Genomic DNA, 23,336 nt, shown 5'->3' on the forward strand with positions numbered 1-23,336 from the left:
GTGGACTTCCTGATCCAGCGGCTGCCGCTCTACGCCGAGGGCGCATGGGTCACCATCCAGCTCACCCTCGGGGGCATCGTGCTGGCCTTCGTCCTCGCCATGGTCTTCGGGATCATGGGGACGATCCGCCACTGGCTCCCCCGGGCCGTCGCCACGGTCTACGTGGAGGTGTTCCGGGGGATCGCCGCCCTGGTGCTGATGTTCTGGATGGCGTTCGCCCTGCCCCAGCTGACCGGTTTCCAGCTGGCCGACAACTTCGCCGCGATCCTCGCCGTGGGCCTCAACCTGGGCGCCTACGGGGCCGAGGTCGTGCGCTCGTCCATCAACGCCGTGCCCAAGCCGCAGGTCGAGGCCACCGTCGCGCTGAACCTCTCCTGGTTCCAGCGCACGCGCCTGGTCGTGCTGCCCCAGGCCTGGGCCCAGATGCTGCCCACGTTCGGCAACCTCAACATCGAGTTGATGAAGGCCACCGCGGTGTCCTACCTCATCGGTGTGGCCGACCTGACGGCCGTGGCGCAGAACATGCGCCAGGCCACGGGTGAGACCGTGGTCGCCTTCATCGGCGCCTTCGTCCTCTACTACCTGATCGCGCAGGTGCTCATCCTCGGCATGCGACTGCTCGAACGCCGCGCCAACCGCAAGCTGGGCCGCGCAGCGCCGGGCGGCGGAGGCCTGGCGTCCCTCCTGCGGCCTCCGGCCGCCGACACGAGGGCGGGGGTGACCAAGTGATGTTCTGGGACTTCGAGTGGACCTTCGAGGTCATGCCCGACCTGCTGGGCGGGCTGTGGGTGACCGTCCAGATCACCGTGCTCGGTTACCTGATCGCGCTGGTCCTGGGCCTGGCGATCGCCATCGCCCGCCGGACGCCGTTCTTCGGCCCCGTCCTGCACGCGGTCATGGAGTTCATCCGGACGACCCCGCTGATCATCCAGCTGGTGTTCGTCTTCCTCCTGACCCCGGCCGACATCTCCGCGATGACCGTGGGCGTCGTCGTGATCGGCGTGCACTACGCGGCCTACACCGCCGAGGTCTACCGCTCGGGCATCGAGGGCGTGGCCAAGGGGCAGTGGGAGGCGGCCCGTGCGCTGAGCCTGCCCGCCAGCCGCACGTGGGGCGCCATCGTGCTGCCGCAGGCGATCCGCAAGACCATCCCGGCGCTGGGCAACTACCTCATCGCGATGTTCAAGGACACGCCGCTGCTGCTGGCGATCAGTGTGCCCGAGCTGCTCACCGAGGCCCAGCAGGTCGGCAGCGCGGACTTCCGCATCGTCGAGGCCTACACCCTGGTCGGGATCCTGTTCCTGCTCGTGAGCGTCCCGTCCGCCATCCTCATCCGACGACTGGAGCGACGCTATGCCGCCGTCTGACACCCCCGTGAACGAAGAGCCCCAGGGTGTCGGCAGCGGCCCCCGGGACGAGTCCCTGATCGTCTTCGACGACGTGGTGAAGCGTTTCGGCGACCTCACAGTGCTCGACCACCTGAACTTCTCCGTCGCCCCCGGCGAGCGGGTCACGCTCATCGGCCCCAGCGGTTCGGGCAAGACCACCATCCTGCGCCTGCTGATGACCCTGGAGAAGGTCACCGAGGGCGTCATCTGGGTGGGCGGCGAGCCCTTCAGCCACATGCGCAAGGGTCAGGGCCTGACCCGGGCGAACGAGTCCTACCTGCGCGCGCGCCGCAAGCGCGTCGGCATGGTGTTCCAGCAGTTCAACCTGTTCCCGAACATGACCGTCCGGCAGAACATCACCGAGGCGCCCGTGCACGTGCTGGGCACCCCCAAGGCCGAGGCCAACGCCAAGGCCGAGGAACTGCTGGAGCTGGTCGGGCTCGGCGACAAGATCGACGCCCACCCGACCCAGCTCTCGGGCGGTCAGCAGCAGCGCGTGGCGATCGCCCGCGCGCTGGCCATGCAGCCGGAGATCCTGCTCCTGGACGAGGTCACCTCGGCCCTGGACCCGGAGCTGGTGGCCGGTGTCCTGGACGTGCTGCGCGAGGTTGCCGAGACCACGGACATCACCATGCTGTGCGTGACGCACGAGATGCACTTCGCGCGCGACGTGTCGCACCGGGTGCTCATGTTCGACCAGGGCCAGATCGCCGAGGAGGGCACGCCGGAGCAGATCTTCGGCGACCCCAAGGAGGAGCGCACCAAGTCCTTCCTCCGCTCGGTGCTCGACAACGGTTTCTGAGAGGGCCTTCCGCACCCGCTCACCGCCGGGGCCGCTCCTCCGGGAGCGGCCCCTCGGCGTGACGGGACATGTCGAGGCGAGTGGCGACATACCGTAGTCATTAAGTAGCTTTTAGTTTCCCCTTGGGCAGAATGAGAGTTCTGAGACAGGGGGGACTCTTGTGACCATGGTGCGAAGATGGGGGCTCGTCTGGGGGGTGCTGGTCGCCCTGCTGCTCGTCGCGGTGCCGATGCTCTCCCACCCCGTACTGCGCTCCGACGTCCTCGGCGACTCCCTGATCCTCTTCCTGGTCTCCTGGTCCCCGATGCTGGTCGGCGGCATCCTGGCCTGGGCCATGGTCAGGGGCTTCGGCGCCCGCGAGCAGCTGGACCGCCGCGTCGTCCAGGCGATGGACGGCCACCCCATCGGCCGCGAACTGGGCTGGCTGGGGCTCTTCCTCACCGGCTTCGTGGCGTCCATGGCGCTGCTGTCGCTGCTCTTCGCCACCTACGAGGCGGTGTTCGGCGCCGACCTGGCCATGTCCGAGGCGCTGGTCTCGCGCCTGCTGTTCCTGTTCACCCTGCCGCTGCTGGTCATGGACCGCTCCGGCATCACCCTGGACGGCAAGGGCACCGCCATGCCCGCGGTCGCCCTGAAGGTGTCCGAGCCCTGGCGCTGGCTCGGGATGGTCCCGATCGCCGTCGCGCTGCTCCTGATCGGCTACCTGCTCATCCCGCGCCTGGGGCTGCCGGAGCCCTCCCTCCAACTGCTGGGCTACGTGCTCGCGTTCACCGTCATGGCGGTGTGCGAGGAGATCTTCTTCCGGGGGATGGTGCAGACCCGCCTGGAGATCCTCATGGGCCGCTGGGGCGGCATCGTCACCACCTCGGTGGTCTTCGCCCTCACCTACGCCCTCATCCAGCCCTACGACGCGGTGTCCCAGCTGCCGGGGACCGACCTGGTCTACAACACCGGCCTGGCCCTGCTCACCTATGCCACGGCCAGCCTCCTCTACGGCTACCTGTGGACGTGCTTCCGCAACACGTGGATCCAGGTGGTGATGCGCGTCGGCATGTTCCTGATGCTCATGCCCCCCGATCTCCAGACCGGTGTCATGTGACCGGACCCGCGCACCGGGCGAACGGTAAAACCCACGGTCGGAAGGGGAAAACGACGGCAGGAACGGGCATAGGGCTACAGAGGGTCCACACCAGTCGTGTCGCGGTCATTTTCCCCTCACGGGGTTGTCACCTCGCGGTCATGGAAAAGGGGGAGTCTGCCCACTGTGAGCACGGAAACAGCGCCAACACCCGAGGGGCCCGCCGCCGGTACGCCCGAGCTTCCCGCCGACAGGTTCATGGACAGGGAGGAGGGGTGGCTGCGCTTCAACCAGCGCGTGCTCGAACTCGCCGAGGACGAGGACATCCCCCTCCTGGAACGCGCGCGGTTCCTGGCGATCTTCTCCAGCAACCTGGACGAGTTCTTCATGGTGCGCGTGGCCGGGCTCAAACGCCGCCTGGCCACCGGCCTGTCCGTCGCCTCCTCCAGCGGACACCACCCCCGCGCGCTGCTCGGGCGCATCTCCCGGTTCACCCGCGAACTCATGCTCCGCCAGGCCGCCTGCTTCCACGACAGCGTCGCGCCCGCCCTGCGCGAGGTCGGCATCCGCGTCGTGCGCTGGAACGAGCTGGAGACCGTCGAGCGCGAGAACCTGCGCGGCTACTTCCAGCGCTCGGTCTACCCGCTGGTGACGCCCTTCGCGGTCGACTCCGCGCACCCCTTCCCCTACATCTCCGGCCGCTCGCTCAACCTCGCGGTCGCCGTCCGCGACCCCCACGACGGACGCCGCATGTTCGCCCGGGTCAAGATCCCCAGCTCCCTGCCCCGCTTCATCGAGCTGGGCGACCGCGAGGGCGGCCGGTTCGTCCCCGTCGAGGACATCGTCGCCGCCCACCTGCCCCAGCTCTTCGAGGGCATGCAGATCCTGGAGCACAACGCCTTCCGGGTCACCCGCAACGCCGACCTGGAAGTGGACGAGGACGAGACCGACGACCTCGTCACCTCCCTGGAGAACGAGCTGCTGCGCCGCCGCTTCGGCCCGCTCGTGCGCCTGGAGGTCGAACACGACATCAGCGACGAGGCCCTGGCCATACTCACCGAGGAGCTGGGCGCCGAGGAGGAGGAGATCTACCGGGTCCCCGGCCCGCTCAACCTCGCCGGGCTGTCCCAGATCGCCGACACCGACCGGCCCGAGCTGCGCTACCCGCCCATGGTCCCCGTCGAGCCGCGCGCCCTGACCTCCGGCGACCTCTTCGCCGCCGTCCGCGAGCGCGAGGTCCTCGTCCACCACCCCTACGAGTCCTTCGCCACCACCACCGAGCGCTTCCTGGCCCTGGCCGCCACCGACCCCGAGGTCGTGGCGATCAAGCAGACCCTGTACCGCACCAGCGGCGACTCGCCCATCGTGGAGTCCCTCATCGAGGCCGCCCGCGAGGGCAAGGAGGTCGTGGTCCTGGTCGAGATCAAGGCCCGCTTCGACGAGCAGAACAACATCCAGTGGGCCCGCAAGCTCGAACAGGCGGGCTGCCACGTCGTCTACGGCGTCGTCGGCCTCAAGACCCACTGCAAGCTGTCCATGGTCGTGCGCCGCGACGACGACGGGCTGCTGCGCCGCTACTGCCACGTGGGCACCGGCAACTACAACCCGAGCACCGCCCGCATGTACGAGGACCTCGGCCTGTTCAGCGCCGATCCCGAGGTGGGCGAGGACGTCAGCGACCTGTTCAACAGCCTCACCGGCTTCTCCCGCAAGAAGCACTACCAGCGCCTGCTCGTGGCGCCCGGAGCCCTGCGCGAGAGCCTGCTCGAACAGATCGCCGTCGAGATCGACAACAGCCTCAGGGGCGAGCCCGCCCACATCCGGATCAAGGTCAACTCCCTGGTCGACCTGGAGATCATCGACGCCCTGTACCGGGCCTCCCAGGCCGGGGTGAACGTCGACCTGTGGGTGCGCGGCAGCTGCGTCCTGCGCGCCGGGGTGCCCGGGCTGTCCGACAACATCCGGGTGCGCAGCATCCTGGGCCGCTTTCTGGAGCACTCCCGCATCTTCGTCTTCGCCAACGGCTGGCGGCCCCAGGTGTGGATCGGCAGCGCCGACCTGATGCCCCGCAACCTCGACCGCCGGGTCGAGGCCCTGGTGCGCGTGGCCGACACCGAGCAGTGCCGCAGGCTGGTGCGCCTCATGGACCTGGCGATGGACGACGCCACCTCGTCCTGGCGGCTCGAACCCGACGGGACGTGGACCCGGTTCACCCGCGACGGCGACGGGCGACCGCTCACCGACCTCCAGGACAGCCTGCGCGGCGACCGCCACCTGCGCGTGGTGGAGGGCGGGTGAGCACCGTACCGAACGGGGGAGACGTGGAGGGATCGGTCGAGGGCGCCCACGGGGCGGGACCCCTGCGCGAGACGGCGATCGGCGGCTACCTCGAACCCATCCGCGCGGCGGGAGCCCTGCTGTGGCGCGAGGGCGCGGGCGGCACCGAGATCGTCCTGGTCCGCAGGCCCGACCGGGGCGACTGGTCCCTGCCCAAGGGCAAGCTCAAGAGCCGCGAGCACCCCGTGACCGGCGCGGTCCGCGAGGTGGTCGAGGAGACCGGCCTGACCCCCGTGCTGGGCCGCAGGCTCCCCCCGCAGCGCTACCTCAAGGACGGCTGGCCCAAGCAGGTGGAGTGGTGGGCGGCCACCACCGCCGACCCGGCCGCGGGGATCGACTACCCGCCCAACGACGAGGTGGACCTGGTCGAGTGGGTGCCGGTGGAGGAGGCCCGCGACCGCCTCACCTACGACCACGACGTGCGGGTGGTCGACAACTTCCTGGCCGGGCCCGCGACCACCTTCCCCGTCATCCTGCTGCGGCACCTGTCGGCGGGGGACAAGGGCGCCTGGACCGATGACGACCTCCTGCGGCCCCTGGACGGGACCGGGCGCGCCGACGCCCTGGCCCTGCCCCGGGTGCTGAGCGCCTACGGGCGGCCCCGCGTGGTGACGTCGGCGGCGGCGCGGTGCACCGAGTCGCTGCTGCCCTACACGGTGGAGTACGACGTGCCCACGCGCACCGAGCGGGCGTTCACGATCCGCACGCCCTCGGACGGCTCCGCGTACGGCGTGGCGGAGGCCCGCGAGGCGTTCGCGCGCGTCCTGGCCGAGGGGAGGCCGACCGTCGTGTGCACGCACGGCGAACTCGTCCCGCAGCTCATGGCCGAGGCGCTCACGCGGCTGGACGCGCCGTTCTCCCAGCAGTTGGGGCTGCGCAAGGGCTCCTTCTGGGTGGTGCACGTCACCGCTCGGGGCGGAGGGCTGGCGGCGGTGGAGCGGCACGCCGTCCGGGCCTGAACCCGGATCCGGCGGGGTGGCCGGGACCGGGCCGCGCGGCGCTGCCATGATGCGGTCATGGCCAAACACAGGGTTGCGCGGAGCGTCGTGGTCGACGCTCCCGCCAAGCGGATCTTCGACATCATCGCGGCGCCGGAGCGGCACGCCGAGTTCGACGGCTCCGACACCGTCCTCTCCACCCTCTTCGGCCCGGAGCGGCTGGAGCGGGGCAGCGAGTTCGGCATGGACATGAGGATGTTCGGCGTCGGCTACCGGATCACCAACCGGGTGGTGGAGTACGAGGAGGACCGCCTCATCGCCTGGCGGCACTTCGGCCCGCACCGCTGGCGCTACGAGTTGGAGGAACTGGCGGAGGGGGGCACCCGCGTCACGGAGACCTTCGACTACTCCAGGGGCCTGCCGGCCTTCTACGTCCTCATGGGGATGCCCGCCAGGAACGCGCGGAGCATCGAGCAGACCCTGGTGCGCCTCAAGGCCGCGGCGGAGTCGCGGGAGGGCTGACCGGCCGTCCGGCCGGACGGCCGACACGACGGGCGCCGCCCGCGGATCGGGGACCGCGGGCGGCGCTGTGGTGAGGAGAGCGGGTCCGTCGCGTCGGCGCCGCGCGCCCCCTCCTGCGCGGGCGCGCCGTGCTCAGCCGGACACGCGGACCCGGCGGCTAGCGCCGGTCGTCGTCCTCGTCCTCGTCGTCCTCGTGGTAGCCGTCCTTGTGGTCCTTGCCCTTGCGGTCCTCGTCGCCGTGGTCGTCGCCCTTCTTGCGGTCGTGGCCCTCGCGGTCCTCGTGGTCGCCCTTGCGCCGGTCGTCGCCCTTGCGGTCCTCGTGGTCGCCGTTGCGCCGGTCGTGGCCGTCGCGGTCGCCCTTCTCGCGCTTGTCCTTCTTGCCCTTGTCCTCGTGGCCGTCGCGGCCGTCGCGGCCGTCGTGGTCGCCGTTGCGCCGGTCGTCGCCGTCGCGGCCCTCGCGGTCGCCCTTCTCGCCCTTGTCGTCGTCCTCGCCCTTGTGGTCCCTGCCCTTGTCGCCGCGGTCGTGCCCGTTGTCACCGTGGTCGTGGTGCCAGCCGTTGTCGTGGTGACCGTGGTAGCCGTTGTGCTCCTCGTCCGCGACGGCGGGGGAGGAGGCGCCGATGACGGCACCGGCGGTCAGGGCCATAAGGGCGAGTCCAGCGATACGCTTCACAATAATCCTTGCTTTGGGTAGCCAGAAAATCACTGACAGTGATGAATGTAGGCTGGCGATCCTCGTTTGGCCAGTTCATCGGCGCAAGGAAATCAACATTGCTCTCGGAGAGCGCTCGGATTCCACGACAGAACACGGAACGTCCGCACATGCCCTAAAGTTCGGCAAGGGTCCCTGTTCCACGCGTCTCCCGGCAACCGCGGCGCGCACCGGTGGGGCCCGTGCACGATCGGGTCGAACCAGAGTCGGGGGCACACGTGGGAACAACCTTGGGCGACGTCTGGCGGGAAGTGCTGTCGGTCCAGCCCGAACCGGAGCGGTGGATCATCGTCACCGCGGCGGTGCTGGCCCTGGCGGCCGTGCTGCTCGGGCCGCCCTGGCGGATCGGGCGCAACGTCGTCACCATCGCCCACGAGGGCGGACACGCCCTGGTCGCCCTGCTCAGCGGCCGCCAGCTCACCGGGATCCGCCTGCACTCGGACACCTCGGGGGTCACCGTCTCCCGGGGCAAGCCGACCGGCATAGGCATGGTCCTGACCGTCTTCGCGGGCTACGTCGCCTCGTCGGTCATCGGCCTGCTCGGCATCCTCATGCTCATGTCGGACCGCATCACCGCCCTGCTGTGGCTGAGCATCGTGGTGCTCGCCGCCATGCTCCTGATGATCCGCAACGTCTACGGCGTGGTGTCGATCGTGGTGACCGGCGCGGTGGTGTTCGGGATCAGCTGGTTCACCCCGCCGGAGGTGCAGGCGGCCTTCGCCTACCTGTTCATCTGGTTCCTGCTCTTCGCGGGCGTGCGGCCGGTGATCGAACTCCAGGCCCAGCGCAGGCGCAACCCCTCACCGCACTCCGACGCCGACCAGCTGGCCCGTCTCACCGGCGTGCCGGGAACCCTGTGGGTCGTGGTGTTCTTCCTGGTCAACGCGGCCGTGACCGGCCTCGGCGTCTGGCTGCTGCTCTTCTAGGCAGTGCTTTTTTGGGACCTCCGCTCCGCTTCGTCCCACCCGTCGCCCGCCACCACCCTCAACGGACGCTGCGCGCAGTCCTTCTTGTGTTCGGGCGCCCAAGGTGCGGGAACCTTCGGTGTCTTCGGCGGGTTGGCTCGTGCCCACCCGTCGCCCACCACCCTCAAACGACGCCTACGGCGCAGCCCTCCCGCGGGAACCCGCCTCCGTCACCTCCAGAACCCCGCGGGCGCCCGAACCAACCCCCACGGGCTGAGGCCGGTTCACAAAGGTTGTGGGACCGCCGCCTCGAAAACGACGGACCCGGACACGACGAAGGGGCGCGACCGCTGTGGTCGCGCCCCTCGCGCGTGTGCTGTGGTCGTGTCCGCTGTCGTCGTGTGTCCGGGAGGCTGCCCGGGGGCGGGCGGCACGGGCGCTAGGCGCGCGGCGCCGTGAGCGCCTCCGAGACCGTCGTGAAGACGGGGATGCGCGTGTCGAGCGAGGTCACCCGCAGGGTCTGGTGCACCCGGTGGATGGGTGAGGCGATGGCCAGGACCGCCTTCTGCTCCTTGGCCGCCTTGTGCGCGCGGATCAGGACGCGCAGACCGCTGGAGTCGATGAACCGCAGGTCGGCGCAGTCCAGGACCACACGGCCGAAGGGCTGCGTGGTCAGAGCCTCGGTCACCGCCTCCTGGAAGCGGTGCTCGGTGGCCATGTCGATCTCCCCGTCCAACGCCAGAACGCGTCCGGCGTCGTGCAGGGTGGAGGAGATGTTCAGGTCGGGCATGGCGACTCCGGCGTATTCGGGCCTCGCCCGACGGGTCGGCGCGGTGGGCCGCACGCGGCTCCACGAGCGCGTGCCGACCGGGACGTTGGTCGTGTTACCGCGGTGGCCAAGCTGATGGTTCATCAAGTTCCTTGCGTGATGCCCCCGGACCGGGGGTGAAACGCCCTTCTCGCCTGGGTCTGCCGGACGGGTCCGCGTGAAACGGAGTCATCGGGCAAACGCACGGACCCGGGCCGGAAGTTCCTGCGTGTCCGTGCCCTTGCGATGGAGGCGGCGAGGACGGACGGTGCGCCGGCGGGCGCCGAGCCGCTGCCTCGGGCCACTCCCGCCCTCGGCAACTGTGCAAACCAGCCCGCGGGGGCGGGCATTCCCCGCCGGTGCGGCGGGGGTGGCCGTCGGAGGGCGGTGCCTGGCCTCTTCCGAACGGTCGGTCGGACCGGCTCTGCGCCCGGCGGAGCGCCGGGTGTCTCCCATGAGGAGCCGTCCAGCCACGGACTTTACCACAGCGCCGTGGCCGATTCGTGACGTGAGCGACGCAAGGTCGTGCTCGCGTCCTTTGCTCCCCGTGTGCTTTATGAGGTGTGCATCACATGCACTGGGCGTTCTCGGCCGGTTCGGGGTCCGGTGTCCGGTCCTCGTCCCTCTGCTGGAGGGCCCACACGCACGCCGACAATGTGAGCGGTACCACCACCGTCAGCGCGATCGCCGGGATCGCCACCCCGGAGTCGTTGACCGCGAAGCCCACCAGAGCGGTCACCAGGGAACCGGTCAGCCCGGCCCGCAGCGTCGGCGCGTACTCGTAGGCCACCTGGAGCGCGCCGATCCGCCAGTGGGTCGGCCGGTGCAGCATCACGAACAGGAACACCAGCGCGCACGCCGCCAGCAGGGTCAGCTGCCAGTTGCCCAGCGTCCCCAGCATCGCGCTCAGCTTGCGGGCCACCACCGCCCCCGCCTCGCCGCTGACCACCTGGCCCGCGAACGCCCCGAGGTGGCTGCGGTCCCCCGGCGGGCGCAGGTAGTCCAGCCACGAGATCAGCGAGATCGCCGCCACCGTCACCAGGGCCACCACGGCCAGGCGCGCCGCCGTCACGCGCACCCCGGCGATCATCATCGTCGTCACCGCCAGACCGGGGATCAGCGCGATCACCCCGCCGAAGTCGGTGCCCAGGCCCGGCCAGCCCACGATCAGCACCGTCGCCGCACCGACGACCAGGGTCACCGCCACGGCGGAGCGGCGCCAGCCCCGCGAGACCAGTTCGTGGGAGATCCCCGCCACCGTCATCAGCATGCCGGTCGCGAACGTCGCGAACGCGATGTTGCCGACCCCGTAGAACCGGCCCGCCACGATCGGCGAGTACCCCGTGGGCGAGTTCATCTGGAGGTAGGCGCCGAAGCACAGGTCCAGGAAGAGCACCGCCGTGGTCGCGCCCGCGACCACCGTCATCGGGCCCAGGGCGGTGCGCCGCCACGGCCCCGCCATGGCCAGCGCCACCACCAGGGCGTCCGCGGCCAGGACGCACACCAGCAGCGACAACAGGGGAGAGGACGAGGCCCACCACGGGATGAGGTTGGCCAGGTAACTGGCCACCGGGAAGGCCGCCCCGGCCAGCGCCACCGCCCGCGTCAGCGTCAGCACGCGCGCGCGTTTGCCGCGCTGCCGGTTGGAGTAGCGGTGCAGCGCGTAGGCCGCCGCCGCGTAGACGAGCAGTTGGAAGGCGACCAGGCCGCTGAAGAAGCCCGGGATGGCGGCGCCCACCACCACCGCGGCGGTGTTGAACTCCACCAGCCGCCCGACGGCCTCGTCCGTCGTCGGCGGCCGGTCGGCCAGGTGCCAGGCCCGGCCGCTGGTCGGCTCGGTGGCCCGCATCCCCAGGGCGGTCAGGATGGTCGGCGTGGTGTCGGTGAGCACCACCAGCCCGGCCCGGCGGGTCGAGTCCGAGGCCAGGAAGGCACCCTCACCGGTGAACCCGGTCTCCGCGACCTCACCGGACACGGCCACCGTGAGCTGGGAGGGCCCGGTGTCCATGGAGACGCCGACCACCATCAGCGACGAGCCGGTCGGCAGCACGCGCTCCAGCGTCCGCAGCCGCTCGTCCATGTCGGCCAGCGCCTTGTCGCGCTCCCACTCGGGGACGTCCTCGGGGTCGGGCTCGGGCGGTCCCTCGGCCTCCCCGCCCGCCTCCTCGTCCTCGTCGGCGTCCTCGCCGACCGGCTCCTGGGCGGCCTCCCGGGCCTCCTCGTCGGTGATCGGCGGGTCCGGGTAGTCGGGGTAGAGGCGGGTGAGCCCGGCCAGTTCGACCGCCGCGAGGGAGACCCCCTCCAGACGGTCGGTGGTCAGTTCGCGCACGTCGTCGACGTAGTGGTCCACCCGCCCGGAGGCGTCGGCCACGCCCAGGGCGGCGCCGTGGCCCACGGCGAGCGTGGTCCCGCCCTCCTCGCGCACGGTTTGCCCGAGCAGTCCCACAGGGGCTTGGAAGGCGGTCCGCGCGTTCTGGCTGACGTAGGCGTCGAAACCCGGGACGACCGCGCCCGAGCCGGTGCGCTCGGGCTCCGGGGCGGCCTCGCACACCGTGAAGCGCTCCCGGATGGACAGGGCGCGCTGCCCGGCCGACACCGACAGCCAGCCGTCGGTCGGGCAGGTGCGCGAGGTGGCCGTGCGGATCGACACGTTGCCGATCGAACCCTCCTCGGCCATCCCCCACAGGGTCGGCGTGGTCTCGGGGTTCACGTCCTGCCACAGCAGCCCCGGCACCCCCACGAGCACCACAGGTCCCTCGCGCTGCCCGGCTGGTCCCTCGGGCCCGGACAGGGCGTCGGTCTCGGCGGGAACCGCGGTGGACGCGGTGGACGCGGCGGGCGCTGCGCACAGCACCACCGCAGCGGACAGCAGCAGGGCACCCAGGCGCTTTCCCCAGTGCGCCCCCGGTGTGACGAGCCGTCGTGGCATGGCGGACCCCCCGTCGCGCGCTCAGCCGGACTGGTCGCTCACCCTAGCCATTCTCCGCGCCGCGTAGGGGGATTCGCGGGGCCCGGCGCGTGGGGCGGCACGGGCGGCGGCGGGCGTGAGAGGGGTTCGGGTCGGGAACCGGACGGCGCGCGGACGGGGTTTCGGTCAGGGGGCGATACCCCACTCCCGGAGGGTCCGCGCGGTGTCGGGCTGCCGGGCGCCCCGGGTGACCCCGCCCGGGGTGCGGTCGAAGCGCGGCGCCGGGCCCGACACGATCCGGTCGCCGTCGCGCACGAGCGAGCCCCGGGCGCGCACGTGCGGGTGGTCGGGGGCCTCCTCCAGGGACAGGACGGGCATCACGCAGGCGTCGGCGCCCTCGAACACCTCCCCCCACGCGTCGCGGGTGCGGGTGCGCAGGACCTCGGCGAACCGCTCCCGCAGCAGGGGCCAGCCCGACCGGTCCCACTGGTCGGGCAGGTCCTCCCCGGCCAGGCCGGTGCCCTCCAGGAACGCGGCGTAGAACTGGGGCTCGATGCAGCCCACCGACACGTACCGGCCGTCGGCGCACTCGTAGACGTCGTACCAGGGTGCGCCGGTGTCCAGGTAGTTGGTGCCGCGCTCGTCGCTCCAGGAACCGCGCGCGCGGTCCTCGTGCAGCATCGACATCAGCAGCGCGCTGCCGTCCACCATCGCGGCGTCCACGACCTGGCCGCGGCCGGAGGAGTGGCGCTCGACCAGCGCGCCGAGGACGCCGGTGACCGCGAACATGGTGCCCCCGGCGAAGTCGCCCAGGAGGTTGACCGGGGGGATCGGCGGGCCGCCCGCGCGCCCGATGGAGTGCAGGGCGCCGTTCACGGAGATGTAGTTCATGTCGTGCCCGGCGGTGCGGGCCAGCGGCCCGTCCTGGCCCCAGCCGGTGACCCGCGCGTAGACCAGGCGCGGGTTGGCCTCCAGACAGGCCTCGGGACCCAGGCCCAGGCGCTCCATGACCCCGGGGCGGAAGCCCTCCAGGAGCACGTCGGCGCGGGAGACCAGGTCGCGGGCGAGCGCGAGGCCCTCCTCGGACTTGAGGTCGGCGGGCAGGACGGTGCGTCCCTCGCTCATGTGGGGCCCGCCCGCGCCGGAGTTCACCGCGTCGGCGGCCGCGGGGCGGTCGAGGCGGATGACGCTGGCGCCCAGGTCGGCGAGGAGCATCCCGGCCATCGGCGCCGGGCCGATCCCGGTGAACTCGACGACGCGGATTCCGTTCAGGGGTCCCATGGGGAGGTCTCCAAGGCGGTAGAGGGGAGCGCGCGCGACCAGAACGGCGCTCGGTTCATTGTGCAGGGTCCGGTTCCGCCGCGCCACGTCGGCGCCCTCCGCAGTGCGCCGGGGGAGAGGGGAGCGAAAAGGGCGATAAAGAGGGGGAAGGGGAATTCGGTTTCGAAGGCCCGCGAGTCGCTTCGCCTTTTTCGGTCAGATACAAAAGTGCTCCGGCAAGGGGTGTTAATGTGTCGGTGCTCGCTGGCGGGGGAGCCCTTCTCCAGCCCCGGAAAAAAATTCCGCCGCCCCGCCGCCAGTGACGGCGCACCGGAGCGCACCCGTGCGGACAGAACACGGGAAAACCGTACCGACCTTTACGAAAACGACGAATCCGCCATGTCCAGCACCCCGGAGACCCCCGCCTCGGGGAAGGGCGCCCGCCGCACCCGAGGACGGCGACGCGCCCGGCGGCGCCTCCCGCTCCCGGTCGCGGCCGCCGCCCCCGCCCCCGCCGAGCAGACCCGGCGCGCCCAGCAGCTCTAGGACAGCGTCGGCGGCGACTGGCGGAGCCAGTGGCCCCACTGCGGCACGCACCTGTTCGACTGACCCGGACCCGGAGCGCAACGGCGACCGGAGGACCGGGTGGGCCACCGCCCGGATTCGCCGCAAACGGGACGACGCGCGGGAGCTGGCAAGATGTGGGGGTGACACAGACACCCGCACCCGACGACCGCTCCCGCCTGCTCACCCCCGCCGACGTGCGGACACTGGCGGAGCGGTTCGGTATCCGGCCCACCAAGACCCTGGGCCAGAACTTCGTCATCGACCACGGCACCGTCCGCCGCATCGTGCGGGTCGCGGGGGTCACCGAGGAGGACGCCGTCGTCGAGGTCGGCCCGGGCCTGGGCTCGCTCACCCTGGCACTCCTCCCGCACGTGCGCCACGTGACCGCCGTGGAGATCGACCCGGCGCTGGCCGAGGCACTGCCGGGCACCGTCGCCGACCACGCGCCCGACCTCGCCGACCGGCTCACCGTCGTCCACGGCGACGCCATGCGCGTGACCGGGCTGCCCGGACCCGAACCCACGGCGCTGGTGGCCAACCTGCCCTACAACGTGTCCGTCCCGGTCCTGCTGCACCTGCTGGAGCTGCTGCCCAGCCTGCGGAGGGTCCTGGTCATGGTGCAGGCCGAGGTAGCCGACCGCGTCACCGCCTCCCCGGGCGGCCGCGTCTACGGGGTGCCCTCGGCCAAGGTCGCCTGGTACGCCGGGGCCCGCCGCGCGGGAGCCGTCGGCCGCAACGTGTTCTGGCCCGCCCCCAACGTCGACTCCGGGCTGGTCGAACTCATCCGCCGCCCGCCGCCCGACACCACGGCGAGCCGCGAGGAGGTGTTCAGGGTGATCGACGCCGCCTTCGCGCAGCGCCGCAAGACCCTGCGCGCCGCCCTGGCCGGGTGGGCCGGTTCGCCGCCCGCCGCCGAGACCGCCCTGCGCGCGGCGGGCGTGGACCCCTCGGCCCGGGGCGAGTCGCTGGACGTGACCGCGTTCGCGGCCATCGCCGAGCAGCGCCCGCGGCCCTGAGCCACGGTGGACCGGGCCCGACCTTGGCCGCCGGGGCGCGCCGAGGGCATCCGCCCCGCCCGTCCCCGGGCGCTTCCCGGGCACCCGAACAGAAGCCGCGCCCGCAGTATCCAGCCTCCGCGGGACAAGCCGCGGGGCGCCTCCCCGTCCCGGTCGGCGCCCCGCGTTTCCCGCGTCCCCAGCGGGTCCTTGTGTTTTCCGTTGTGGTTCTCGCAGCCCCCGCCTCCGGGGGCGTGTCCGTCACTCCAAGGTGTCGGAGCGGCTCTTCGCGGCGGGCCGCTCGCGCCGGTGCCGGGCGAGCGCTCGGGCCGCCCCGGCCGCGCCCAGACCCGCCAACAGCACCGGCAGCACCCACAGGACGTTGAACTCCCAGTCGCCCGTGCCGCGCATGACGAACCCGACCGCCAGGCCGAGGAACAGCAGGCCCGCGACCAGCGAGCCCCAGTCAGTCCTACGCTCCGCCACGCTTCACCTCCACGACCCCGACCAGTGAGTCGGTGCGCACGTTGATCCGCGGGGGCCCGGCCCCGTCGCCGCCCCGCGCTTCCTCGTCCCGGGCCCCGGCCTCAGCCGCGGCCCCGTGGACCTCCTCGTAGTCCAGGGTGACCCCGAACACGTCGTCCCGCCCGCCCTCGCCGAGGTCCACGCCCCCCAGACCGATCGTCGAGTGCACCGCGACCTCCGCGTCCTCGGGCAGGACCAGCTCCACGCGCCCCGCCCCCATCCACAGCGACACGTCGACGGCCTCGCCGGGCTCCAGGTCCTCCAGCCCGGTCAGGTCCAGGGTCGCCGAACCCACGGTGAGCCGGTGGTCGCCGGACTCGGCCGCGGCCACCGTGGTCGGCCGCCACGTCTCGTCGCCGATCCGCACCCGGGTCAGGTCGGTCACCGACGCCAGCACCACCAGCAGCACGGCCGCCGCGCCCATCGGGAGCAGCCCCCGCGGATCACCCGCCCAGGCGCCGACCAGCGCGTACACGCCTACCACCGCAAGCGACCCGGCCAGGAAGAACACCCCGGTCTCCGGTCCGAACAGCAGGTCGGCCGTCCGCCCGCTCCACAGCGAGGACGACCAGCCGAACTCCAGCACCGACACCACGACCGCCCCGGCCACGACCGTCCACAGGGCCAGGGAGGCCAGCGGCAGACGCCTGCCACCGGGACCGCGTCCCCCGTCCTCCGCCCCCCGCGCGCCGGACCCGCCCGGCTCGCCGGAACGCCCCTCCTCCTCGTCCTCGTCCCCCTCGGCGTCCCGCGCGGCGCCGCGCTCCGCCACCACCGCCAGGTCAACCGGCCCCTGCGGCGCGGACGCCCACGGCTGGGCCGGGTTGTAGTAGGTCGCGGTCGGCTCCGGGGACGGAGTCGCGGGCGGCGGGTCCGTGGCCCGCAGGTCCTCGCGCAGCTCGGTGAACGCCGTCCGAAGGTCCACGCCCCGGTTGCGCGCGGCCAGCAGCCCCAGCACCAGGGGCACCGCCAGCACCAGCGTCGACCACCCCAGTCCGCCGACCAGGCTGAACGTCGTCGCGACCGCCAACCCCACCGCGAGCAGCTTGGGCACCGTACGAGGCGGGATGCCGCGGTCGAGCATCTGCTCGAACGTCGCCGGAACACCCTGGGCGTCGCGCATGAGCATCCACGCGGCGATGTAGAGCAGCAGACCCGTCGCCCCGGCGAACGAGGTCAGCACGAAGGCCGCACGCCACACCACCGGATCGACCCCGGTGTACCGGCCCAGGCCCGCGCACACACCGGCCAGGACCTTGTCCTCGTCCCCCTTGCGCAGCTCGCGCACGGAATCCCCGGCGTCCGCCTCCGCCGTACCGGAAGCCGACGCCGCCGGGGCGCCCTCCGGCACCGGATCGTCAGTCATGGTCACTCACCGCGCTCTCCTCACCCACCCATGGTCACCCGCCGCCGCCCACCAGCACATCCGGGACGACCCTGAACCCACCCTGACGGGGGCCCGGCCAGGACCAGGGGCGCGCCCCCGATGCCCGGCCCGCTCCGGAGGGGGCATCCTGGACAGCACAGGACCCACGAACGCGGCGGGCGCGTACATCCTCCCCGCCGCACGGACGAAAGCGGTGATCGGGCGGTGGCAGCAACGGCCGCGGACACCCCGCGGCTCACCCGCGCGGTCAGGGGCAGGCTCCTCGGCGGCGTCGCCGCCGGGCTCGCCCGCCACCTGGGCCTGGACCCGGTGGTGGTCCGCCTCGCCTTCATGGCGCTGTCCGTGGGCGGCATCGGCATCGCCGTCTACGCCGCCCTCTACTTCTTCGTGCCCAACGACTCCCCGGAGGAGGGGGCAGCCGAGTCCGAGAGCCGACGCAAGGGCCGCGACCTCTCCCAGCTCGTCGCCTACGTCGGCCTCGCCGCCGGACTCGGCCTCCTGTTCCTGCTCTTCGGCGGCGTCTTCGACCCGCTGCTGTGGTTCGTGGTCTTCGGCGCCCTCGGCGGCATCATCCTCTGGCAGCAGGCCAACCCGTCCCAGCGCGACCAGTGGATGACCAGCACCGTCAGCCGCTCCTCACCCAAGGGCATCATGCGCGCGGGCGCGGGCGTGCTGCTCGTCGTCGTCGGCGCCATCGGCTTCCTCGTCTTCCAGGAACAGCTCCAGAACGCCCGCGCCGGCCTGACCTTCGCCTTCACCGTGCTCGCGGGCATCGCGCTCATCGTGGCCCCCTGGATCATCGGGCTGGTCCGCGAACGCGACCAGGAGCGCCGCGAGCGCATCCGCAACGCCGAGCGCGCCGAACTCGCCGCCCACATCCACGACTCCGTCCTGCACACCCTGACCCTCATCCAGCGCCGGGCCGAGGACCCCCGAGAAGTGCAGCGCCTCGCCCGCGTCCAGGAGCGCGCCCTGCGCAGCTGGCTCTACCAGCGGCCCGCCGACGCCGACACCACCGTCTCGCCCGCGCTCGAACGCGTCGCCGCCGAGGTCGAGGAGGAGCACGGGGTCCCCCTCGAAGTGGTGTGCGTGGGCGACTGCCCCATGGACGACGCGCTGGCGGCCATGCTCCGCGCCGCCCGCGAGGCCATGGTCAACGCCTCCAAGTACGCCGGGACGGACAGCATCTCGGTGTTCGGCGAGGTCGACCAGGAGGAGGTGCTGGTGTTCGTCCGCGACCGCGGCGCCGGGTTCGACATGGACGCCGTCCCCGAGGACCGCATGGGCGTGCGCGGCTCCATCCTGGGCCGGATGGAGCGCCACGGCGGCTCCGCGCGCATCCGCACCGGCCCCGGCGAGGGCACCGAGGTGCAGCTGCGCATGCCGCGCATCCCCGACCTGCCCTAGCCCCACGGACCGGGCACGGGGCGCGGGCGGCCCCGGTCGCCGGTCCCGCCTCCGGAGCGACCGCCGGAACGGTCGGCGGAACGGCCGGCGACGGTGTCGGAGGACGGCCGGAAGCGGACAGCCCCCGACGCCGGTGTCCCCGTCCGCCCCGACGTGGGTAGAGTCCACGGTGTGGCAGACGAGAACACGACCTTCAGTAGCGGTGACGCGGTCCCCCGCGTCGTGATCGTGGACGACCACCGGCTGTTCCGCAGCGGTGTGCGCGGTGAGCTCGGTGACGCCGTGAACGTGGTCGGCGAGGCCGGCGACGTCGACGCCGCCGTGCACGTCATCGGGGAGAAGCAGCCCGACCTCGTCCTGCTGGACGTCCACCTGCCCGGGGGCGGCGGCGTGGAGGTGCTGCGCCGTGTCCTGGCCCAGCACCCCCAGATCCGCTTCCTGGCACTGTCGGTCTCCGACGCCGCCGAGGACGTCATCGGCGTGGTGCGCGGCGGCGCCCGCGGCTACGTCACCAAGACCATCTCCGGCAGGGAGCTGGCCGACGCCATCGTGCGCGTGGCCGACGGCGACGCGGTCTTCTCCCCGCGCCTGGCCGGGTTCGTGCTGGACGCCTTCTCCGCGACCGACGCCCCTCCGGTGGACCCCGAGCTGGACCGGCTCACCCAGCGCGAGCGCGAGGTCCTGCGCCACATCGCGCGCGGCTACGCCTACAAGGAGGTGGCCAAGGAGCTGTTCATCTCCGTCAAGACCGTGGAGACGCACGTGTCCTCGGTGCTGCGCAAGCTCCAGCTGTCCAACCGCCACGAGCTGAGCCGCTGGGCCACCGCCCGCAGGCTGGTCTGAGCCCGGCGCCGGACGCCGCGCCCCTGTCTCCCGCGTGCGCTTCGCCCGGCGCGGGCCACGGAGTCCGGGCCACCGGGCGCGGACCGCGGGGCACGGCGAAGCAGGAGCCCCCGGGGACCCCCCACAATCCATGGGACCACCGTTCGGGGGCGCGCCGCCACCCCCTCCCGCGACCTGTGGACAACCCCGGCGGGACCGCTCAGCGCAGCGAGTCGAGCATCCGACCCAGGAACTCGTCCTCGGCCACGCCCGTGACCACCCGCGCGGGGCGGCGCTCGCCGTCCCTCGGGCGCGGACGCAGGTCCGCCACGGTCATCCCCCGCGTCAGCGTCCCGGTCAGCTCCACCTGCACCGGGGCCTCGAAGGACTCCGTCACCAGGTGCGGGTCCACCAGCACCGCCGCGGCCAGCGGGTCGTGCATCGCGCACTGGCGGACCCCGAAGATCCCCGAGTAGAAGTCGGCGTAGAAGTCCAGGAACGCCGACGTGCGCACGGCGCGCTCGCCCGCGACCGCGGCCAGCTCCGCCAGCCACTCTGTGGTGGCCACCGTCTTCATCGTGATGTCCAGCGCCACCAGGTCCAGGTCGAACCCCGCCGCGAACACCGCCTCAGCCGCCTCCGGGTCGTTGCTGATGTTGGCCTCGGCGTGCGAGGACACGTTGCCCGCCACGCGCACCGCGCCGCCCATCACCACCAGGCGCCGCACCAGCCTCGGCAGCTCCGGCTCCAGGGCCAGCGCGATCGCCAGGTTCGTCAGCGGCCCCACGGCCAGCACGTCGATCTCGCCCGGGTTCTCACGGGCCAGGCGCACCAGCAGCCCGGCCGCCGTCTCCGACACCGGCCGACCCGCGGGCTCGGGCAGCTCCACGTCCCCCAGACCGTTGCCTCCGTGCACGTGCGCGGCCAGCTTCGGCGGCTGCACCAGCGGACGCGCGGCGCCCACCGCCACCGGGACGTCCGGGCGGCCGTACAGCTCCAGCAGCCGCAGCGCGTTGTCGGCCGTGACGTCCACGCTGTTGTTGCCGAAGACCGCCCCGACGCCGACGATCTCCACCTCGGGCCGAGCGGCCAGGTAGGCGAGCGCGACGGCGTCGTCGATCCCCGGGTCGCAGTCGACGAACACACGCATGCTCAAGGAAACTCCCTCTCAGAACACGAGGGCCCCCGACCGGAGGCCCCTACCGAAACAGGGTAAGACGCCGGTCAGGGAGCTTTTGCCCGACAAAACGGGCTTGCGGGGGGCCGTCCCCGTGGACGGGGGCGGCAGCGTCACCGGGCGGCCGTAACCTGGATGCCGTGTCCTCCCAAGAACAGCTTCTCGAAGGTCTGAACGGTCCCCAGCGCGACGCCGTCACCCACAGCGGCTCCCCGCTCCTGATCGTGGCGGGTGCCGGGTCCGGCAAGACCCGGGTCCTCACCCACCGCATCGCCCACCTCATGGCCGCGCGCGGCGTCCGCCCGGGTGAGATCCTCGCCATCACCTTCACCAACAAGGCCGCCGCCGAGATGCGCGAGCGCATCCAGGCGCTGCTGGGCGTGCGCGCCGCCAACAGCATGTGGACCATGACCTTCCACTCCGCGTGCGTGCGCATCCTGCGCAGGGAGGCCGCCCGGCTCGGCTACCCGAGCAGCTTCACCATCTACGACTCCGCCGACTCCGCGCGCCTGATGCAGCTGGTGTGCAAGGAGATGGACCTGGACCCCAAGCGGTTCCCGCCCAAGTCCTTCTCCGCCCAGGTGTCCAACCTCAAGAACGAGCTGGTCGACTACGACACGTTCGCCGGACAGGCCCAGACCGAGCAGGAGAAGAAGCTCGCCGAGGCCTACCAGCTCTACCAGCGCCGCCTGCACGAGGCGGGCGCGATGGACTTCGACGACCTGATCATGGTCACCGTCAACCTGTTCCAGATGTTCCCGGACGTCGCCGAGTACTACCGGCGCCGCTTCCGGCACGTCATGGTCGACGAGTACCAGGACACCAACCACGCCCAGTACGTGTTCATCCGCGAACTGGTCGGCGTGGCCGAGGGCTCCGACACCAGCGTGGTGCCGCCCGCGGAGCTGTGCGTGGTCGGCGACGCCGACCAGTCCATCTACGCGTTCCGCGGCGCCACCATCCGCAACATCCTGGAGTTCGAGCGCGACTTCCCGGACGCGCGCACCATCCTCCTGGAGCAGAACTACCGCTCCACCCAGACCATCCTGTCCGCGGCCAACGCGGTCATCGACCGCAACGAGGGCCGCCCGGCCAAGAACCTGTGGTCGGAACAGGGCGACGGACCGGCCATCGTCGGCTACGTCGCCGACAACGAGCACGACGAGGCCGCCTTCGTGGTCGGCGAGATCGACAAGCTCACCGACGACGGAACTCTCACCCCGAGCCAGGTCGCGGTGTTCTACCGGACCAACGCCCAGTCCCGCGTGTTCGAGGACGTGTTCATCCGCACCGGGCTGCCCTACAAGATCGTCGGCGGCGTGCGCTTCTACGAGCGCAAGGAGATCCGCGACGTCCTCGCCTACCTGCGGGTCCTGGCCAACCCCGAGGACACCGTCAGCCTGCGGCGCATCCTCAACGTGCCCAAGCGCGGGATCGGCGCCCGCGCGGAGGAGTCGATCGAGCTGTTCGCCGCCCGCGAGCGCATCTCCTTCTCCCGGGCCCTGCGCCGGGTGGACGAGATCCCCGGTATGGCCGCCCGCTCGGTCAAGGCGGTGCTCAACTTCACCGCCCTGCTGGAGGAGCTGGAGAAGACCGTGCCCGAGGGCACGCCCGCGGAGATCGTCGAGGCGGTGCTGAGCAAGACGGGGTACCTGTCCGAGCTGGCCGAGTCCAAGGACCTCCAGGACGAGAGCCGGGTGGAGAACCTGGAGGAGTTCGTCGACGTCGCCCGCGAGTTCGAGCACACCTTCGCCGCCCTCCTGGAGGAGGAGCCCACGGAGGACGGGGAGGAGGCCGCCGGGGCCGTCGACCCGGGAGCGCCGACCCTGGTCGACTTCCTGGAGCGGATCTCCCTGGTCGCGGACACCGACCAGATCCCCGACGAGGACGACGAGGGCGGCGTGGTCACGCTGATGACCCTGCACGCGGCCAAGGGGCTTGAGTTCCCCGCGGTCTTCCTCACCGGGATGGAGGACGGGGTGTTCCCGCACACCCGCACGCTCGGAGACAAGACGCAGTTGGAGGAGGAGCGCCGCCTGGCCTACGTGGGCCTGACCCGTGCGCAGCGCCTGCTGTACGTCAGCCGCGCCGCCGTGCGCAGCGCCTGGGGGACCCCCTCCTACAACCCCGCCTCCCGTTTCCTGGACGAGATCCCCTCGTCCCTGGTCGACTGGCGCCGCGCCGAGTCCACCCTGGCCGCTCCGCCCAGCCGCAGCATCGGCGGCCGGGGCTCCGGGGGCTTCGGCAGCGGAGGCGGGGGCGGTTTCGGCGGCACCTTCGGCGGTGGCTCCCGGTCGCGAGGGGGAGCGAAGGCGGCCAAGGAGGCGCCCACGCTCAGCGTGGGGGACCTGGTCAACCACGACTCCTTCGGCATGGGCCGGGTGCAGCTGGTGGAGGGGGCCGGGGACAGGACCAAGGCCCGCATCGACTTCGGCGCGGACATCGGTGAGAAGGACTTCCTGGTCAAGTACGCGCCGATCGAGAAGCTCTGAGGCCGGGTTCCGGCGAACGTGTCCCGAGCACTCCGAGCCGGGGGTAGAGTTGGGGAAGACCGAGCGAGACGGACGCGGTTCCCGCGGACGGGCCGGTCAACCCCTTCCTCCGGATCACCGTTCCGAGCACTGCTTCGGTGCGGGTAAGCTCGGAGGGCGCTTCCAAGGAAACATGGAAGCGAAACAGGAAACGGGCTTTACCCCGATCAGAAACACCACAAACCGCCGATTTGGCGGGGCGCGGAACACCTGATAAAGTAAAGACACAACAAAGCGGAAACGCACAACGCCTTCGGCGGAAAAGCG

20 protein-coding genes are annotated in these 23,336 nt (G+C 71.9%); 13 read left to right on the forward strand and 7 right to left on the reverse strand.

Features of this window, described 5'->3' with window-relative positions:
- The 7 genes from ehuC (at position 1) to ACSTA4_RS04030 (ending at position 7,065) form a co-directional block, all read left to right on the forward strand.
- Positions 1-729 carry an ectoine/hydroxyectoine ABC transporter permease subunit EhuC gene (ehuC, locus tag ACSTA4_RS04000; RefSeq protein WP_444962453.1) on the forward strand — a complete coding sequence of 243 codons (729 nt, stop codon included), beginning with the start codon at positions 1-3 and terminating at the stop codon, positions 727-729.
- Positions 729-1,367 carry an ectoine/hydroxyectoine ABC transporter permease subunit EhuD gene (ehuD, locus tag ACSTA4_RS04005; RefSeq protein WP_444962454.1) on the forward strand — a complete coding sequence of 213 codons (639 nt, stop codon included), beginning with the start codon at positions 729-731 and terminating at the stop codon, positions 1,365-1,367. Before ehuC ends, ehuD begins: the two co-directional genes overlap by 1 nt.
- Positions 1,354-2,190, forward strand: coding sequence for an ectoine/hydroxyectoine ABC transporter ATP-binding protein EhuA (ehuA, locus tag ACSTA4_RS04010; protein ID WP_444962455.1), 837 nt, complete (start codon positions 1,354-1,356; stop codon positions 2,188-2,190). Before ehuD ends, ehuA begins: the two co-directional genes overlap by 14 nt.
- 166 nt (positions 2,191-2,356) lie before the next feature.
- Positions 2,357-3,289: a lysostaphin resistance A-like protein gene (locus tag ACSTA4_RS04015; protein WP_444962456.1), complete on the forward strand. Its 933-nt coding sequence runs from the start codon at positions 2,357-2,359 to the stop codon at positions 3,287-3,289.
- 165 nt (positions 3,290-3,454) lie between these two features.
- The gene (locus ACSTA4_RS04020) at positions 3,455-5,566 is read left to right on the forward strand and encodes an RNA degradosome polyphosphate kinase (protein ID WP_444962457.1); all 2,112 of its coding nucleotides are present in this window, start codon (positions 3,455-3,457) and stop codon (positions 5,564-5,566) included.
- Positions 5,563-6,564 carry an NUDIX hydrolase gene (locus tag ACSTA4_RS04025; RefSeq protein WP_444962458.1) on the forward strand — a complete coding sequence of 334 codons (1,002 nt, stop codon included), beginning with the start codon at positions 5,563-5,565 and terminating at the stop codon, positions 6,562-6,564. The genes ACSTA4_RS04020 and ACSTA4_RS04025 overlap by 4 nt, the downstream gene beginning before the upstream one ends.
- A 57-nt stretch (positions 6,565-6,621) precedes the next feature.
- Positions 6,622-7,065 (forward strand): SRPBCC family protein, encoded by a 444-nt coding sequence (locus ACSTA4_RS04030; protein WP_248773522.1) that lies wholly within the window; start codon positions 6,622-6,624, stop codon positions 7,063-7,065.
- A gap of 157 nt (positions 7,066-7,222) precedes the next feature.
- Here ACSTA4_RS04030 and ACSTA4_RS04035 read toward each other — a convergent pair whose 3' ends face one another.
- Complete coding sequence (locus ACSTA4_RS04035; RefSeq protein WP_444962459.1) at positions 7,223-7,738, reverse strand: hypothetical protein; 516 nt, start codon at positions 7,736-7,738, stop codon at positions 7,223-7,225.
- Between the two features lie 269 nt (positions 7,739-8,007).
- Here ACSTA4_RS04035 and ACSTA4_RS04040 point away from each other — a divergent pair, with 269 nt between their 5' ends.
- Entirely contained in the window at positions 8,008-8,703 is a 696-nt protein-coding gene (locus ACSTA4_RS04040; protein WP_416028640.1) for a M50 family metallopeptidase, read from the forward strand.
- Between the two features lie 418 nt (positions 8,704-9,121).
- Here ACSTA4_RS04040 and ACSTA4_RS04045 read toward each other — a convergent pair whose 3' ends face one another.
- The 3 genes from ACSTA4_RS04045 to ACSTA4_RS04055 all read right to left on the reverse strand — a co-directional run bounded on the left by ACSTA4_RS04045 (position 9,122) and on the right by ACSTA4_RS04055 (position 13,679).
- Positions 9,122-9,472: an STAS domain-containing protein gene (locus ACSTA4_RS04045; protein WP_248774793.1), complete on the reverse strand. Its 351-nt coding sequence runs from the start codon at positions 9,470-9,472 to the stop codon at positions 9,122-9,124.
- 586 nt (positions 9,473-10,058) lie between these two features.
- Entirely contained in the window at positions 10,059-12,419 is a 2,361-nt protein-coding gene (locus tag ACSTA4_RS04050) for a hypothetical protein (protein WP_444962460.1), read from the reverse strand.
- 165 nt (positions 12,420-12,584) lie between these two features.
- The gene (locus ACSTA4_RS04055; RefSeq protein ID WP_444962461.1) at positions 12,585-13,679 is read right to left on the reverse strand and encodes a CaiB/BaiF CoA transferase family protein; all 1,095 of its coding nucleotides are present in this window, start codon (positions 13,677-13,679) and stop codon (positions 12,585-12,587) included.
- 378 nt (positions 13,680-14,057) lie between these two features.
- Between ACSTA4_RS04055 and ACSTA4_RS04060 the strand changes: the two genes are divergently transcribed.
- Entirely contained in the window at positions 14,058-14,204 is a 147-nt protein-coding gene (locus ACSTA4_RS04060; protein ID WP_444962462.1) for a hypothetical protein, read from the forward strand.
- 155 nt (positions 14,205-14,359) lie between these two features.
- The gene (gene rsmA, locus ACSTA4_RS04065) at positions 14,360-15,241 is read left to right on the forward strand and encodes a 16S rRNA (adenine(1518)-N(6)/adenine(1519)-N(6))-dimethyltransferase RsmA (RefSeq protein ID WP_444962463.1); all 882 of its coding nucleotides are present in this window, start codon (positions 14,360-14,362) and stop codon (positions 15,239-15,241) included.
- Positions 15,242-15,481: 240 nt separating this feature from the next.
- On the opposite strand, the gene ACSTA4_RS04070 is transcribed toward rsmA, so the two are convergent.
- Both ACSTA4_RS04070 and ACSTA4_RS04075 read right to left on the reverse strand, forming a co-directional pair.
- Entirely contained in the window at positions 15,482-15,706 is a 225-nt protein-coding gene (locus tag ACSTA4_RS04070; RefSeq protein ID WP_248774794.1) for a hypothetical protein, read from the reverse strand.
- Complete coding sequence (locus ACSTA4_RS04075) at positions 15,693-17,117, reverse strand: PspC domain-containing protein (RefSeq protein WP_444962464.1); 1,425 nt, start codon at positions 17,115-17,117, stop codon at positions 15,693-15,695. Before ACSTA4_RS04075 ends, ACSTA4_RS04070 begins: the two co-directional genes overlap by 14 nt.
- A gap of 219 nt (positions 17,118-17,336) precedes the next feature.
- Here ACSTA4_RS04075 and ACSTA4_RS04080 point away from each other — a divergent pair, with 219 nt between their 5' ends.
- The gene (locus tag ACSTA4_RS04080) at positions 17,337-18,539 is read left to right on the forward strand and encodes an ATP-binding protein (protein ID WP_248773527.1); all 1,203 of its coding nucleotides are present in this window, start codon (positions 17,337-17,339) and stop codon (positions 18,537-18,539) included.
- 171 nt (positions 18,540-18,710) lie between these two features.
- On the forward strand, positions 18,711-19,382 hold the full coding sequence (locus tag ACSTA4_RS04085) for a response regulator (RefSeq protein ID WP_248773528.1): 672 nt from the start codon (positions 18,711-18,713) through the stop codon (positions 19,380-19,382).
- 199 nt (positions 19,383-19,581) lie between these two features.
- Here the strand turns inward: ACSTA4_RS04085 and ACSTA4_RS04090 are convergent, their stop codons facing one another.
- Positions 19,582-20,511, reverse strand: coding sequence for a nucleoside hydrolase (locus ACSTA4_RS04090; protein WP_248774795.1), 930 nt, complete (start codon positions 20,509-20,511; stop codon positions 19,582-19,584).
- A gap of 167 nt (positions 20,512-20,678) precedes the next feature.
- Here ACSTA4_RS04090 and pcrA point away from each other — a divergent pair, with 167 nt between their 5' ends.
- A complete protein-coding gene (gene pcrA, locus ACSTA4_RS04095) occupies positions 20,679-23,030 on the forward strand; it encodes a DNA helicase PcrA (RefSeq protein WP_444962465.1) in 2,352 nt (783 codons plus the stop codon).
- The last annotated feature ends 306 nt before the right edge of the window (positions 23,031-23,336 follow it).

It is taken from the genome of Nocardiopsis sp. M1B1 (assembly GCF_052466615.1).

Coding starts and splice junctions, on each gene's coding strand:
- ehuD (WP_444962454.1), top strand. CDS start 729: ATGTTCTGGGACTTCGAGTGGACCTTCGAGGTCATGCCCGACCTGCTG.
- ehuA (WP_444962455.1), top strand. CDS start 1,354: ATGCCGCCGTCTGACACCCCCGTGAACGAAGAGCCCCAGGGTGTCGGC.
- ACSTA4_RS04015 (WP_444962456.1), top strand. CDS start 2,357: ATGGTGCGAAGATGGGGGCTCGTCTGGGGGGTGCTGGTCGCCCTGCTG.
- ACSTA4_RS04030 (WP_248773522.1), top strand. CDS start 6,622: ATGGCCAAACACAGGGTTGCGCGGAGCGTCGTGGTCGACGCTCCCGCC.
- ACSTA4_RS04045 (WP_248774793.1), bottom strand. CDS start 9,472: ATGCCCGACCTGAACATCTCCTCCACCCTGCACGACGCCGGACGCGTT.
- ACSTA4_RS04050 (WP_444962460.1), bottom strand. CDS start 12,419: ATGCCACGACGGCTCGTCACACCGGGGGCGCACTGGGGAAAGCGCCTG.
- ACSTA4_RS04055 (WP_444962461.1), bottom strand. CDS start 13,679: ATGGGACCCCTGAACGGAATCCGCGTCGTCGAGTTCACCGGGATCGGC.
- ACSTA4_RS04060 (WP_444962462.1), top strand. CDS start 14,058: ATGTCCAGCACCCCGGAGACCCCCGCCTCGGGGAAGGGCGCCCGCCGC.
- ACSTA4_RS04090 (WP_248774795.1), bottom strand. CDS start 20,511: ATGCGTGTGTTCGTCGACTGCGACCCGGGGATCGACGACGCCGTCGCG.